This is a genomic window from Oceanobacillus zhaokaii (genome assembly GCF_003352005.1).
Taxonomy (GTDB): Bacteria; Bacillota; Bacilli; order Bacillales; family Amphibacillaceae; genus Oceanobacillus; species Oceanobacillus zhaokaii.
The window spans coordinates 321,004-336,448 of sequence record NZ_CP024848.1; the positions used below are offsets into that span (position 1 = coordinate 321,004).

General features: G+C 36.4%; 14 protein-coding genes. 8 read left to right on the forward strand and 6 right to left on the reverse strand.

Annotated elements, in window-relative coordinates:
* Positions 1-57 precede the first annotated feature (57 nt).
* Complete coding sequence (locus tag CUC15_RS01725; protein WP_114915071.1) at positions 58-888, reverse strand: TetR/AcrR family transcriptional regulator; 831 nt, start codon at positions 886-888, stop codon at positions 58-60.
* 102 nt (positions 889-990) lie between these two features.
* On the opposite strand from CUC15_RS01725, the gene CUC15_RS01730 reads away from it, so the two are divergent.
* On the forward strand, positions 991-4,080 hold the full coding sequence (locus CUC15_RS01730; protein ID WP_114915072.1) for an efflux RND transporter permease subunit: 3,090 nt from the start codon (positions 991-993) through the stop codon (positions 4,078-4,080).
* A 282-nt stretch (positions 4,081-4,362) separates the two neighbouring features.
* On the opposite strand, the gene CUC15_RS01735 is transcribed toward CUC15_RS01730, so the two are convergent.
* Positions 4,363-5,247 (reverse strand): LysR family transcriptional regulator, encoded by an 885-nt coding sequence (locus tag CUC15_RS01735; RefSeq protein WP_114915073.1) that lies wholly within the window; start codon positions 5,245-5,247, stop codon positions 4,363-4,365.
* A 122-nt stretch (positions 5,248-5,369) separates the two neighbouring features.
* Here CUC15_RS01735 and CUC15_RS01740 point away from each other — a divergent pair, with 122 nt between their 5' ends.
* The 3 genes from CUC15_RS01740 (at position 5,370) to CUC15_RS01750 (ending at position 8,553) form a co-directional block, all read left to right on the forward strand.
* On the forward strand, positions 5,370-6,560 hold the full coding sequence (locus CUC15_RS01740) for a coenzyme F420-0:L-glutamate ligase (protein ID WP_114915074.1): 1,191 nt from the start codon (positions 5,370-5,372) through the stop codon (positions 6,558-6,560).
* A 336-nt stretch (positions 6,561-6,896) separates the two neighbouring features.
* The gene (map, locus tag CUC15_RS01745; protein WP_114915075.1) at positions 6,897-7,637 is read left to right on the forward strand and encodes a type I methionyl aminopeptidase; all 741 of its coding nucleotides are present in this window, start codon (positions 6,897-6,899) and stop codon (positions 7,635-7,637) included.
* 64 nt (positions 7,638-7,701) lie between these two features.
* On the forward strand, positions 7,702-8,553 hold the full coding sequence (locus CUC15_RS01750; protein ID WP_114915076.1) for a DUF72 domain-containing protein: 852 nt from the start codon (positions 7,702-7,704) through the stop codon (positions 8,551-8,553).
* A gap of 150 nt (positions 8,554-8,703) precedes the next feature.
* Here the strand turns inward: CUC15_RS01750 and CUC15_RS01755 are convergent, their stop codons facing one another.
* The 3 genes from CUC15_RS01755 to CUC15_RS01765 form a co-directional block, all read right to left on the reverse strand.
* Positions 8,704-9,057, reverse strand: a complete 354-nt coding sequence (locus tag CUC15_RS01755) for a DnaJ family domain-containing protein (RefSeq protein WP_114915077.1) — start codon at positions 9,055-9,057, stop codon at positions 8,704-8,706.
* Positions 9,058-9,104: 47 nt separating this feature from the next.
* Positions 9,105-9,641 carry a ribonuclease H-like YkuK family protein gene (locus tag CUC15_RS01760; RefSeq protein WP_114915078.1) on the reverse strand — a complete coding sequence of 179 codons (537 nt, stop codon included), beginning with the start codon at positions 9,639-9,641 and terminating at the stop codon, positions 9,105-9,107.
* Positions 9,642-10,075: 434 nt separating this feature from the next.
* Complete coding sequence (locus CUC15_RS01765; RefSeq protein WP_114915079.1) at positions 10,076-11,014, reverse strand: ketopantoate reductase family protein; 939 nt, start codon at positions 11,012-11,014, stop codon at positions 10,076-10,078.
* A gap of 115 nt (positions 11,015-11,129) precedes the next feature.
* Here CUC15_RS01765 and CUC15_RS01770 point away from each other — a divergent pair, with 115 nt between their 5' ends.
* From CUC15_RS01770 to CUC15_RS01785, 4 genes are all read left to right on the forward strand, one after another.
* A complete protein-coding gene (locus CUC15_RS01770; RefSeq protein WP_114915080.1) occupies positions 11,130-11,738 on the forward strand; it encodes a class I SAM-dependent methyltransferase in 609 nt (202 codons plus the stop codon).
* Between the two features lie 102 nt (positions 11,739-11,840).
* The gene (locus tag CUC15_RS01775) at positions 11,841-12,599 is read left to right on the forward strand and encodes a GNAT family N-acetyltransferase (RefSeq protein ID WP_114915081.1); all 759 of its coding nucleotides are present in this window, start codon (positions 11,841-11,843) and stop codon (positions 12,597-12,599) included.
* Between the two features lie 486 nt (positions 12,600-13,085).
* On the forward strand, positions 13,086-13,922 hold the full coding sequence (locus tag CUC15_RS01780) for an undecaprenyl-diphosphate phosphatase (protein ID WP_114915082.1): 837 nt from the start codon (positions 13,086-13,088) through the stop codon (positions 13,920-13,922).
* Between the two features lie 28 nt (positions 13,923-13,950).
* Positions 13,951-14,355: a VOC family protein gene (locus tag CUC15_RS01785; RefSeq protein ID WP_114915083.1), complete on the forward strand. Its 405-nt coding sequence runs from the start codon at positions 13,951-13,953 to the stop codon at positions 14,353-14,355.
* A 143-nt stretch (positions 14,356-14,498) separates the two neighbouring features.
* Here CUC15_RS01785 and CUC15_RS01790 read toward each other — a convergent pair whose 3' ends face one another.
* Complete coding sequence (locus CUC15_RS01790; RefSeq protein WP_114915084.1) at positions 14,499-15,401, reverse strand: patatin-like phospholipase family protein; 903 nt, start codon at positions 15,399-15,401, stop codon at positions 14,499-14,501.
* Positions 15,402-15,445: the final 44 nt, after the last annotated feature.

Here is a 15,445-nt window from a genome sequence, read left to right on the forward strand (position 1 = left end):
CATGCTTGCTTTTTTACAAGTTCTTAAGGCAATTACAAATTTAAACGGCTGGTATCATTAAAATGAATAAAAGTTTTGAAGTAAATAAGCAATCCATCTGCACTCGGGTTGGTTTCGGATATTTTCGATCAATCCTTTTATAATGGCAGGACTTAATGCTGGTTCGACTAATTCTTCCTTTAGTAAGACCAATGAATCCTTTTCAATGGAATCTTTCATTTCAACTATTGTCTTTTCAATGATTTCGAGTAATTTTTCTTCTGTTACATCTTCATTCAATGGATGCTTTATAGCTTGGACCATCTCTTCTGAAATCAATGGAATAGTAGTATGCTTCGCAAGTAGATGTGTTTTCTCCACAAAAGATTCTGCAAGTGATTGTAAATTGAACGGTACATTATAGAATAGCTTTAATTCTGAGTAAATACCTGTAAAACTCTTAATGCAATATAATAAATCATATTTTGTCTGTTTGATTTTATCCCCATAGATACTTTCAATTATCGATAAAATCGTTCTTTCTAATAAGCTATTGTAGTAGCTGATCTTTAAGAGAAGTTCTTTATTTATAGTATGGGTTTGCTCTTTTATAAGAACTTTGGTGAAATCAGAATGCTTATCAAAGGATTGGAATGTTTCATAGTAAAATACATAGAGGAGTTCCTCATTATTTGTATTTTTGACCACTTGGTCAATATTTGTAATTATTCCTATCATAAAATGGTCTATCATTTCTGAGATTAGTTCGTCCTTTGATTTGAAAGATAAGTAAAATGCTCCCTTTGAAATGCCGCACTGCTCTGTTATTTGCTGGACAGAAGTTGCTTCGAAACCTTGTTCTGCAAATAGCTCTAATGCTTTATCCATAATTAACTGTTTTTTAACCATATGATATTATCGCTCCTATTACTTCTAGAGTTGACAAATGACCGGATAGTCAATTATTATAAGTAATTGGGAAAGATAAGTCAATTTAAGGTAGGTGTAGAGGTGAAAGGTTTAGTAAATTTTGTCTTAAAAAATAAATTAGCAGTGTGGTTGCTGACAATCATCATTACGGTATCTGGGATCTATTCTGGTACACAAATGAAAACTGAAACAATTCCAGATATTTCCATTCCTTATTTAATGGTAATGGGTGTATATCCTGGAGCAACTCCTGAGCAAGTAATGGAAGATGTGTCCATGCCAATAGAAAAAGCGGTAGAAGGACTTGACGATGTGAAGGCTGTTTACTCGAATTCATACTCGAATATGTCCAGTATTCAAGTAGAATACGATTACGGTATCGATATGGACGAAGCGAAACGCGCTTTAGAATCGGCGATTGATACAGTGACCCTGCCAGAGGGCGCTGAGGAGCCAACGATTACTTCGATTAGCATGAACATGATGCCAGTTGTGGCATTGAGTGTAAGCAGTGAGTCAAAGGACATTGTTGACTTAACATCTACAGTAGAAGAAATTGTTGTTCCAAATATTGAGAAGCTTGATGGTGTTGCATCTGCCACGATAACTGGTCAACATATAGAAGAAGTAGAGCTTACTTATAATGAAGAGAGAATGTCTGAGCTTGGTCTTACGGAAGATAATGTTAAAGAAATGATCCAAGCAAGTGATCTTGCTGTTTCATTAGGTCTTTATGAGTTTGAAGAGGGGGAACAAGCCGTTGCGATTGATGGTAAGTTTATGACCGCAGCGGAATTGGAAGAAATGGTTATTCCAGTAGAACCAACAGAAGCAAACCCTTCTCCATTCGTAAACCTTAGCGATATTGCAACAGTTGAAGTTGTTGGTAAAGTAGAATCTGTTTCTCGTACAAACGGTGAAGATGCAATCGCAATTCAAATTGTTAAAGATCAACAAGCAAACACGGTTGATGTTGTAAATGATGTAAAAGAGTTAGTTAAAGAAGAACAGGAAAAGTATGAAGGACTAGTCATTGACATTTCGTTAGACCAAGGGGAGCCAATCGAATCTTCGGTTGCAACTATGATTGAAAAAGCATTATTTGGTGGTCTAATTGCCGTATTAATCATTCTTTTATTCCTGCGTGATTTTAAATCAACGATTATCTCAATTGTTTCCATTCCAGTATCTATTTTTATGTCATTATTGATATTGAATTGGTTAGATATTACGTTAAACATGATGACCCTTGGGGCGATTACAGTTGCAATCGGTCGTGTAATTGATGACTCGATTGTTGTAGTCGAAAATATTTACAGGCGACTCCATTTAAGAACAGAGAAATTAACTGGGCGTGCATTGATTCGCGAAGCAACAATTGAAATGTTCAAGCCGATATTATCGTCTACATTAGTAACAATTGCGGTATTCGCACCACTTGTTTTCGTTAGTGGAATGGTTGGTGAGCTATTCATGCCATTTGCGTTAACGATGGCATTTGCATTAATTGCCTCATTACTTGTAGCAATTACAATTGTTCCTGCTCTATCTCATACTTTATTTAAGAAAAAATTATACAGTGAGAAGACAGAGAGCAGTCATAAAGAAGCTGGAAAATTAGCTAACTGGTATAAAGGGATACTTAACTGGTCGCTAAATCATAAGATTATTACTTCGGCAATTTCGATTATTTTATTAATCGGCAGCTTAGCGCTAACACCGTTAATCGGTTTTAGTTTCTTAGGCAGTGAAGAAGAAAAAGTAATGTATTTAACATACACGCCTGATGCTGGTGAGCTCGAGGAAGATACTCTAGCGAATATTGCAGTGGTTGAAGAAGAATTATTAAAGCGTGATGACATTGACATCCTGCAGCTATCAGTAACAGATAGTGCTGACCCAATGGCAGCAATGTCAGGTGGCGGATCGAATGGTGCATTAATGTATGTTATTTTTGATCCGGAAATGGATGACTTCCCGGAAGTGCGCACAGAAATTGAGGAATATGTGTTTAACATTGGCCAATCAGGCGAATGGAAGAGTCAGAACTTCTCATCAATGGGAATGTCTTCAAATGAAATCAGCTATACATTTTACAGTGAAAATTTAGATAAACTTAATGAAGCTGTAACGATGGTAGAAGATGTGATGAATGAAAATGACGGTTTAGAAGATGTTTCTTCAACAGCAGAGGATGCATATGTAGAATATACATTTAATGTTGAGCAAGATGAATTATTGCAATATGGGCTAACAACTGGGCAAATTATCATGATGTTAAACCCGAACGCAACACCAGAAGTTTTAACAACCGTCGAAAAGGATGGGGATACATTGGATGTAATTGTGCAGCAAGAGCAGGCCGAACAACCGGAATCGGTAGATGATTTGTTAGCGACAGAAGTACCGACAGCAATGGGTACGACAATGCCGCTTTCTGAGCTTGTCACAGTAGAAGAAGGTATAACATTGAATACACTTGCACGGAGCGCGGGTGAATACTATGCAACTGTTTCCGGAACTGTACTTGATGATGATGTTTCAAAAGCCTCTTCTGAAGTAGAGGAATCAATTGATGATTTAGATTTACCTAAAGGTGTGACTGTCGGTGTTGCTGGTGTAACTGCAGATATGAATGAGGCATTCACACAGCTTGGTATCGCGATGCTTGCAGCAATTGCGATTGTGTACTTCATTTTAGTTGTCACATTCCGTGAAGGTGTTGCTCCATTTGCAATTCTCTTCTCATTACCATTTGCTGTAATTGGTTCATTTGTTGGTCTGCTGATTGCAGGTGAAACTATTTCAGTACCTGTAATGATGGGGCTATTGATGTTAATTGGTATCGTCGTAACGAACGCTATCGTCCTTGTAGACCGAATTGTCCGGATGGAGCGCAATGGCTTGGTTATGCGTGAAGCGATTCTAGAAGCAGGAAGCACGCGTCTTCGCCCAATCCTTATGACAGCAATCGCAACGATTGGTGCCCTTATCCCACTAGCATTCGGTTCAGCTGGTGGTGGTGGTGGTTTAGTATCGAAAGGTCTTGGAATCACTGTAATAGGTGGGCTATTAAGTTCAACATTATTAACATTAATCGTTGTACCGATTGCTTATGAAATACTTTCCAAACTATTCAAGAAGAACCGAAAAGATGAAGAAGAAAATTAATCTTGAACAAAAGCGGAAGCGCCCGTTTAGCGACGTACGGACTGGACTGAGCCGTAGGAGATAAAGGAAACACGATGAGCTGGAAGCGAATCGATGTTGACTTATCGTACGGAGGTGAGGGAAGTCTCGCTAGTCGCTGGGCGCTGGAGCTGGACGTGGCCACTCTTGTCACAATAGTTGTAATAAGGAATTTTTTATACTTTCCTATCATTAGAAGGAAGCCCTCCAAGGTTTATGCACCTTGGAGGGCTCTTTTTGTGTTAACTGTAGAAGCTTTTGCTTCTATTGTTTTTTTATACTTTCAACAAATTTCATCGCTGAAGGAGATAGGGAAACACTATTTAAATAACACATGCCTATACTTCGTGCTGGTATTTCAGTTGATAATGGAACTTCGAATAAGTTTCCATTATCTAGATACTCCTTGGCAAATTCCCTCGTTACACAGGCAACACCTAAATTACTCTTGGCAAATTCCAATAATAAATCATGGGATCCGAGTTCAATCTCTGGCGAAATGGTAATACCATTTGAGCTAAGGAAATCGTCTACATACTTTCGTGAGATTGATTCTTGTTCGAGTAAAATTAATGGTTCGTTTGTTAGTGCATCAAAGGTGATTGGTTCAGTTAAGAGATGTTGAAACTTATTTCCGCAAACAAAAATATCGTGGATAGTGAGGCAGGGGATTTGTACCAATCTTGGCTCATCAACGGGAAAATTACAAAAGGCAATGTCGACTTCTCCAGATTTTAAAATAGCACAGAGCTCTGACGTTGTTCCATTTACAATTTTAAATTTAATGTTTGGAAATTGATTATGAAATGCTTCGAGGTATGGGAGTAAGAAATATTTTGAAATGGTATCCCCTACACCAATTTTCAATTCGCCAGCGGTTAGATTTTTAAATTCTAAGATTTTTCCTTCACCGACGTCGATTAAATTTATCGCTGAATTAGCATATTCAAACAATAGCTTTCCTTCATTTGTTAAGGTAACCCCTTTAGTTGTTCTAGTGAAGAGCCGGGTGTCTAATTCCCTTTCTAATTGCATAATGGCTTGGCTCACTGCAGGTTGTGTCATATATAAGTCCTGAGCAGCTGCAGAGAAGCTTTTACTTTTTCCTACCTTTGTAAATACTTTATATAAGTCTAATTTGCTTGACATATAAATTCCCCTTATACCGGATATAAGATATATTCATTTTACTTATACCATGAATTTCATGTATATTACAAGTAGGGTTTTGATAAACATATAAACCATAGTGTTCTGGAGGAGTGAACGGAATGGAAAGAGTAGTTGGTACGGTTGTTAGAGGGCTACGTGGTCCAATCATTAATCAAGGTGATAATATTGAGCAAATCGTTGTAGATAGTGTATTACAAGCATCAAAGCAAGAAGGGTTCAGCATTCAAGAACAGGATATCGTTGCACTTACAGAATCAATCGTTGCCCGAGCGCAAGGGAACTATGCAACAATTGATCATATTGCAAAAGATGTGGAATCGAAATTTGGTGATGATACAATTGGTGTCATCTTCCCTATCTTAAGTAGAAATCGATTTGCAAACTGCCTTCGCGGAATTGCGAAAGGAGCAAAGAAGATTGTCTTAATGCTTAGCTATCCAGCTGATGAAGTTGGAAACCATCTAGTGAGCATTGATTTGCTGGATGAAAAGGGTGTAAATCCTTGGACAGATGTGTTAACTGAAAAGCAATTCCGTGATTACTTTGGTTATATAAAACATACGTTTACTGGTGTTGACTATATTGAATATTATAAATCACTTATTGAAGAATATGGTATTGAATGTGAAGTAATCTTCTCGAATAATGCCAAGACGATTTTAGATTATACCAAAAGCGTGCTGACATGTGATATCCATACAAGATTTAGAACGAAGAAGATTTTAAATGACAATGGTGGAGAAAAGGTTTATAGTCTGGATAATATACTATCCAACTCCATTGATGGCAGCGGATATAATGAAGAATATGGCCTTTTAGGAGCGAATAAGTCAACGGAAGAAGGGGTTAAGCTTTTCCCGCGGGATTGCCAGCCAATCGTTGATAATATTCAAATGATACTTAAAGAAAAAACAGGTAAAAATGTGGAAGTCATGATATATGGTGATGGTGCATTTAAAGATCCAATCGGGAAAATCTGGGAACTTGCTGATCCAGTTGTGTCACCAGCATATACTTCAGGGCTTAATGGCAGACCGAATGAAGTAAAATTAAAATATCTTGCAGATAATAACTTTGCAGGTCTTAAAGGTGAGGAGCTTCAAAAAGCAATCTCTGAATACATTAAGAACAAAGATGCGGACCTTGTTGGGGCGATGGAAGCGCAAGGAACAACACCTAGAAAACTTACCGATTTGATTGGTTCACTAGCAGATTTAACTTCAGGAAGTGGAGATAAAGGAACACCATTCGTCTTTATTCAAGGTTATTTCGATAACTATACAAAATAAAGAGAAGCAATGCTGATCAGTTGATTGGCATTGCTTTTTTAATAGGGACTAAATAGTGATTAGAGTTCATGGGCAAGCCGCTCCGAAAATACACTTCGCTTTCCGCGGGGGGCTGGTGAGCCTTCTTGTGCTTCGCACCCGCGGAAAGCGACTGTCCGCAGCGGAAATCAACATTGCACTTAAACAGTTAATATCAAATGCTGATTCAATCAAACGTTTGACCAAATAACTGGAGATATTTTCAAAAAACCTTTAAAATCAAACTTAGACTTTTGTTATCGATAGCGATTGAATGAGATTTTGAATTATTATACTTAACATAAATGAGGGATTACAATGATAGTAAAGACAGAAGAAGAACTGCAAGCACTGAGAGAAATCGGTAAGATTTGTGGCGAGATTCGTGATGAATTAGTACAAAAAACGAAACCGGGCGTAACGACGAAAGAACTGGATGAGCTTGCAGGGGAGCTATTTGAAAAAGCAGGTGCAATATCAGCGCCAAAAGGGGAATATGACTTTCCTGGGTATACTTGTATAAGTGTTAATAAAGAAGTGGCACATGGCATTCCTGGTAAGCGTGTCATAAAAGATGGTGATCTGGTTAATATTGATGTGTCAGCTTCTAAAAATGGCTATTTTGCGGATACAGGCATCTCTTTTGTAGTAGGTGAAGGAGACGAAAAATCAATAAAGGTATGTGAGGTGGCAAAACTCGCATTTGATGCAGGACTGGAGAAAATTAAACCAGGTGCTAAAAAAAGTGGAATCGGAAAAGCAGTGGAGAGAACAGCGAAGAATCATGGGTTAACTGTGATTAAAAACTTAACAGGACATGGAATTGGAACAAGGATTCATGAAGCACCAGATCATATTTATAATTATAATGATAGATGGGATGATGAAATATTAAAAGAAGGAATGGTTATTGCCTTTGAACCATTTATTTCGACTCGTGAAGAAGAAGTATTTCAAGAAGATGATGGTTGGACATTTGCGACAGAGAATAGTCAAGTTGCACAGTATGAGCATACGATAATCATTTCGAATGATGGACCAATTATTATAACACTTTAACTAAACTGCAACATTTAGTAAAAGAAAAAGAAGTTTGTGCTGAATATTCCTTGGAGGGATTTTCATGATTTATATTGGTTTAACAGGATGGGGGGATCATTATTCGATATACCCACCACAAATAAAACCAAAGGATAAGTTATCTGAATATGGCAGTCATTTTCCAATTGTTGAGATAGACTCATCTTTTTATGCAGTCCAGTCTGTTCACACTGTAGCTAAGTGGGTGCGTGAAACACCAGAGACATTCCGGTTTGTTGTGAAGGCATATCAAGGGATGACTGGGCATAAGCGGGAAGAACTGCCATTTGAAAGTAAAAAAGAGATGTTCCAAGCATTTAAGGAGTCTTTAAAGCCGTTTGAAGAAGCCAATAAGCTAGCCATGGTCCTTTTTCAGTTCCCACCATGGTTTGAATGCCGGACTGAAAATGTAAATTATTTAAGATACTGTAAGAAGATGATGGGGGATATCCCTATAGCACTCGAATTTAGAAATCAGTCTTGGTTTAACGAACAATTTTATTCAAGTACTCTTTCCTTTATGAAGCAAGAGGGTTGGGTTCATTCTATTGCTGATGAACCACAAGCGGGGGTTGGGTCTATTCCAATTGTACCCGTGGCAACAAATGAAAAAAGGACACTTATCAGGTTGCACGGGCGTAATTTTCATGGGTGGACGAGACCGAAGAACGCAGAAACGAATTGGCGGGAAGTGCGATACTTGTACAAATACAATGAGGCAGAGCTTTTGGAATGGAAAACAAGAATCAAAGAATTAGCGAAGCAATCAAAAGATATTCTGATTGTATTCAATAATAATTCGGGTGGAGATGCTGCAGGCAATGCAAAAGAGCTTCAAAAGCTTCTCGATATCGAATATGACAATTTATCACCACAGCAGCTTCGTTTATTTTAGGCAGATAAGCAAGTTTAGATACCTGCTTATCTGCCTTCATTTTCTAGCCTATACATATTTAAACATACGTTTGTTTAAAACCTATATTTCAACTTTTACTTGTAATTAGCAACAGTCTTTTCGAAAACAACCAAATAAAAATGTGGTAAGTTAACCCAATAGTTTCGCAATAATTCTCTTCGCATATTTGCGAAATGAGGGGTTCGTATGTAGCTTTTTCGACTGTACAAATGCTTCATATTGTTTGCGTTTCTCGCTAATGTTCTTATCTGCTGTGCCAGTTGCGCTATGCATTAAATCATTGAATGTAAGTTTATCTTTATTATGAGCTGTTTTTTCATCGATATAACCAGCGTTTTTAAGAATCTTGTAGCCCATTTTAAGCTCTGGAGACAGTCCTGCTAAATCATCCTTTAAATTTAAAGGTTTTCCCTTTCCAGGCAGGTTATCAAATTCTCCATTATCCACTGCTTCTTTTATTTTCTCTTCAACAAAGATATACATTGAGAGGCTCCTTCTCGACCACGACTTTCTACCATTATAACAAAAAATTACTTTGTATAACGATTGGCATAGCAGCTTGCGACGAATGAATCTGGTTTAATCTTTGGTTCAATCCCCAACGATTCCATTCGCATGACCATTTCATTAACAAATACTCTAGTTTTATTTCGATTGCCTGAGCCTATATCAATATGCCCTTCAATCGTGAATGAGGATCCCTTATAAATGTGAGGTAAGACAATGTCGATTAATTGGTTTTTTCGATTTTCTGAAAACATAGAGACAATTTCTTCTGTTAGAGTTGTTTCGTAGGAGATTCTTTCATGAAGGTTTAGCATTTTTCTTGGGACAACTACTTTGCGAATACAAGCCCATGCGCCTTTTGTTTCACGCTGGATTACAATCCCAGTTATGAATCTTGTGTAGGTTGAATGAATTTGGGAGTCTGTTCCAAAGATCAAGCGAAAGTTACCAATAGGGTCCTTTTTCATAAATTGAACGATATTCTGAAAAACTTCTTCAAAAGACATTTCCTTCTGACTTAAGTTCTGAAAAGTATAATTTAATAATTTAAAGTTTGTCATAGAGTAAAATCGTCCTCCTCTTATTCGAAAAAGTTAAAGTTCTATTTGAATAGAATTTCCAATCTTTTTACGCTGCATACAAGAAAGGTGATTTTTCTTATTGAATAAGAAAATAATTATACTTAATAATTTTTTTGCCAAGATAGGTGACAATCAGCTCTAGCGTCCAACAGCTAGGAAGATATTTGTCACCTCTTTTGATGGGCACAGTTCCTATCGCTAAGTAAGCACTGTTGCTTTTATTATTATATTAATCATTATTACGATAAAATGGGTGTAAAATTCCTAAAGAATTGTAATGTTTTCTTAATATTATATTCTGATTTTATTTTTTGTGAGTGCGGAAGTACTTGTAAAAAGAGACTTTTTTATAAAAAATCCTCTATCATTTCATTGGTTGGATAGAACTTTTTCTAAAATGAATTTTCCACAAACTATTGAGAAATCTTATTACGATATTCTGTTATTTCCTCCATAATTTGAATCATCTTATATAGCTGGTCATTCACAGGGGTGGGAACATTGAATTCTCTTCCAAGCTCACATACTTTTCCAGCGAAATATTCAACTTCAGTTTTTCGCTCAGCTTCAATGTCTTGTAACATCGATGTTTTTCCTTTTGGAGAAAGCTTATGTAAAATGGGCCGATATTGTTTAATGTCTTCTTCGGTTAGATGAACACCTACTTTTTGAGAGATGGCCACTACTTCATTCATCGCTGATTCTGCCCATTCATTTGCTGAAGGGATATTCTGGAATATGCCATATGGAGCTTTTAATACCGCTGATGTTTGATTGATTCCTACATTAAACATAAATTTCGCCCAGATTGTACGCCAAATATTATCTGGAATTTCATACGATATACCAGCATCATTAAATAAATTTTTTACAGCAAAAACATCCTCTGATAAGTCTTGATTCCTGACACCGTAGCAAATTTTCCCAAGGCTGGAGTAGCGGATACTTATGTTATTTCTTACCGCGTCGATACCGACACACATACTATAAAGGATGTGTTCACTCTTAGTAGCTTCGTAGATATCTTCTTCACTCGAGATTCCGTTTAAGAGGGAGAGCACAATTGTATTCGGTCCAATATGGCTCTTCATTTCTTCAATAGCTTGATTTAGCTCAGCATTTTTAACTGCAAAGATAACAAGATCTGCAGGAGCTGTAGTTGTATTAGGCAATTGATAGTTAAAATGAAAAACTTCATCATTTATAATAATTCCAGTAGACTGGTAACGCTGAATCCGATTCTTATTTGCAACTACGGTAAGTGAATCACCTAATAGATTCTGCAGTTTACTTCCATACACTGCGCCAATAGCGCCTAGGCCAATTAAACTTACTGAATTTATCTTTCTCACTAGTTATCCCTCACTTTTATGATGTATATCGTTTATAATAATAGCATATGGGGATGGAATTATCTGAATTTAACTGCATTAATAGAATGATTGCATGAAAGGATAGGAGTATTTAGTGAAAGAGTATCAATACGATAAATTGCTGAACATCAAGACGACTGGAAATCAGTGGGGTTTTCCTAGTACTACTCATTATAACCCATATGAGCCAACTCTTTATTATGCGTTAGAAGTATTATTTGATCATTATGAATTGAATAGGGAAGATCATATTATTGATTTTGGAAGTGGTAAAGGAAGATTAAGTTTCTTTATCGATTATTATTTCCATGCAAAGGTAACTGGAATAGAAATGAATGAAAAATTTTATAATATGGCAATGAAGAATCGAGAACGTTACTTACATCGTACAAAGCGGCGGGGAGATGGCGTTCAATTTTATTGTTGCTTAGCTGAGGAATACGAGATAGAATTGTCGGCTAATCGTTTTTATTTTTTTAATCCATTTTCAGTACAAATTTTTCAAAAGGTTATCCAAAATATAATGCAATCTGTTGAGGAGTCTCCTCGTAAAATCGAGATTATTCTTTATTATCCACATGATGATTATCTTTATTTCTTAGATAATCACCCTTCATTTGCCAGGAAAGAAGAAATTGTCTTGCCTAGAATGTATGATAAAAATCCTTACGAAAGATTTGTTATTTATCGGTTCACTGATTAGAAGTACATAGACTAATGTTAGTGAAAAGAAGGATGAAATACTCATATTACCCATTACAATTAATAACGGTATGTGTTTTTACGAGAAGGGAGTTTCTTTACAATGAAGAAAGTAACGTTTACAGATATACATACAGTCGGCCATGTTAATGCAGAAAATGAGCTATACAAACAAATCCATTATCCGGAAATGTTAAATCGGTATGATAGTAATTTCATAGAATTTAAGAAAATGCCATCACTTGATGAATTTATCGAATCCGCTGATTATTTACGAGCTTTTCACTTAGCAAATGGCCAAAAACATGTGAAATTTTATTTGCCAGCGAATGAAAAGCCACCAGAAGAGTTAAACGAATATCTAATAGAGAAAGATTATGAGGTAGGATTTATCGAATTATATGCAATTAATCCAAAGGAGTTTCCAAAAGTAGATCCTCAGGAATCTATAGACATCGAAGTTGTTACATCAAATAACTTCCCTGCTTTCCTGGACTTCCAGTTTCAAACGGATTTGGAGTTCGGTAAAGAGTTTGCGAAACAAAAGGTAAATCTCTATAAGCGTCATTTTACTAATCCCGCAATCATGCAAATCATTGCATTCTATCAGGGGTTACCAGCTGGAACAGTTGAAGTAATTATTGCTAAAGAAACCGCTGAAATTGATGGATTATCTGTGAAGGAAGATTTTCAGAAAAAGGGAATTGGAACTAGACTGCAACAATTTGTGATGGATACATTCGCTGACAAAACCATTATTTTAGTAGCAGACGGGGAAGACACACCGCGAATAATGTATCAAAAACAGAATTATCATTACATTGGTTTTCAATACGAAATACAAAAAATCGATAGTGAGTAATGCAATGTATGGTTGCCTGTCCTCGGCTACAATCAACAGCCATGAGAAAGGAAAATACGATTCATCTAATATAGGGTAGAAAATTATTTTTAACCGCACAACCCCAGTGGAGACTCCTGCGGGAAGTAGAGCCTAGGTGAGACTTTGAAGTGCGACAGCACAAAAAGGCTCACCAGCTCCCCTAAGGTGCGCGTAGTGTATTTTCGGAGCGACTGGCCCAAGAGCATTTGATATTCAATGTTAGTTCGCATTTACATCGACTACGAATTTTCACCCCACACTTGATAAAAGCAACAAGTTATTTCGGTGGGGCGAGTAATCGCAGTCCCAATCTTTAGACAATCGCCTTAAGATAACATGCATCATTAATTTATGCTATAATCCAGAATGGATATCTAGAAAAAAGAAGTTGTTCAATTGTTTAGTCTTGCATATTCTTATTATAAGATACAAATGATAAAATTTAGAAAGTAAGGAGTTTACACCATGGAGTTTATTGATTTACTAAAAGCAATCATTCTTGGATTGGTAGAAGGGCTGACAGAGTTTGCTCCCGTATCATCGACTGGTCATATGATTTTAGTGGATGACATGTGGTTGAAATCGACGGAGTTTCTAGGGCAATTTACAGCGAACACGTTTAAAATAGTAATTCAGCTTGGTTCGATACTGGCTGTTGTAATTGTATTCAAGAATCGTTTTATTGATTTATTAGGATTAAATCGTTTAAGTAAAAAGAAAGTAGTCGTTCATAAATCAAATCATCTGAACATCATGCACGTCATTGTTGGGATAATTCCAGCAGGTGTTTTCGGGCTATTGTTTGATGACTATATTGATGAAAACTTATTTACTACAAAAACAGTATTAATCGGTTTATTCATCGGGGCAATATTTATGATTGTTGCGGATTTATTTAGCTCTAAGAAACCAAAAGTTGAATCAGTTGATCAAATTACGTATAGACAAGCATTAACAGTTGGATTAATTCAATGTTTATCATTATGGCCGGGATTCTCAAGATCAGGTGCAACGATTTCAGGAGGTATCTTGACTGGGATGAATCACCGGACCGCTGCCGACTTTACTTTTATTATGGCTGTTCCTATTATGGCAGGGGCAAGTGGGGTATCGTTAATTAAAAACTGGCAATACTTCACGGTAGAGGCACTTCCATTCTTTATCGTTGGATTTATTAGTGCATTTATATTTGCATTAGTATCAATCAAATTCTTCTTAAAATTAATTGATAAAGTAAAATTAATACCGTTCGCTATTTACCGAATCGTATTAGTAATTGTCATTTATTTCTTGTATTTCTAAACTAGCTAATGTTAAGGAGTGAGGGCAAATGGAAAATTTAAAGCATAAGGTTCATCCATTTTTAATGTTTGAAGGGAAAGCGGAAGAGGCTATGAATCTTTATACATCGGTATTTGACGACGCAGAAATTATTTCGATTAGACGTTATGCTGCAAATGAGCCTGGTGAAGAAGGGACGGTAATGCAAGCTGTATTCTCGATTAAAGGTCAGGAGATTATGTGCAGTGATAGTAATGTAAAGCATAATTTCACTTTTACGCCATCCATTTCATTGTTTGTAACATGTGATACGGAAGAGGAGCTTGACCACGCTTTTGAAGCTCTCTCCCAAGAGGGACAAGTTTATATGCCACTTGATAATTACGGATTCAGTAAGAAATTTGGGTGGGTAGGCGATTTATATGGTGTTACGTGGCAATTGAACTTAGCTTAGAATAGTAGTTAAAACCATTAGAAAACCAATGGTTAATCAAGCCTTGGGGTAACAACCTTAGTTTTATCTCCTAGTAAAAATAGACCGAGCATACCATAAGGTATGTTCGGTTTATTTTATATATAAACGCAACTAAATTCCGCTTAAGAGAAAAAAGTTTCCATTGAAAGAGAATCTACATCATCACTTTTTGTCGCATTTATAAATCGTTTGATTGAATTAATTTTTCTTTCCGTTTCAGTATAGCCTTGGGTATATAAGATTTCTAGCTTCCTATGATCTTTTTCAATTCTGCTTGCCTTTAAAGGCTGCTCGGGTTGGATAAAAAATACTTCTTCTCGTTTCTCCATTTCCCATAGAATTTGCATCGTTTGATTATACCTGAGATGACGATCGCGTAATAATTTTATTAATTCCGGTTTATTTCTAAAGAAACGTTTGAAGAACCAGTTTAGTTTTGTTCCTTTTTTTATGTATCCTTTGTTTCTTGTAAGTATTACGACATTCTTTTTTAAACCACTTTCTAGTAATGGTTTGATAGGAATTGGGTCCGAGACACCGCCGTCCATTAATTCGATTTCATTATGGAAGATGCTAGATGCAAGCACAGGTAATGAACAAGATGCACGTATTATTCTGATTAAGTCATCCATGGAATTGTATTGACTGAAATAAAAGGGTTTTCCCGTGTTAATATCTGTTGTGCCAATGATAAACTTTGAAGCTGATGCTTGAAATAAACCAAAATCAATAGGAACGAGTTCTCGAGGGATTTTATCAAAGATGTAATCCATTCCGAATAATTCTCTCTCTTGAATCATTTTTAGAAAGGAGACGGACATTGGATTTTCACTGACCCTTTTCAAAATTTGATAGTTGCGTTCACGTTGCTTTGCAATAAAAGAACTACCGATTAGTGCTCCTGCAGACGCAGTTGCTACGATAGGGAATTCAATTCCCTTATCTAAAAAAAGGTCGAGTACTCCTGCCGTATAGGCACATCTCATACCTCCGCCTTCTAATAAAAGGCCAACGTTATCGTTCAATTTAAGCCCACTTCCCTTATAGTATATAGCTATTTTATATCTAT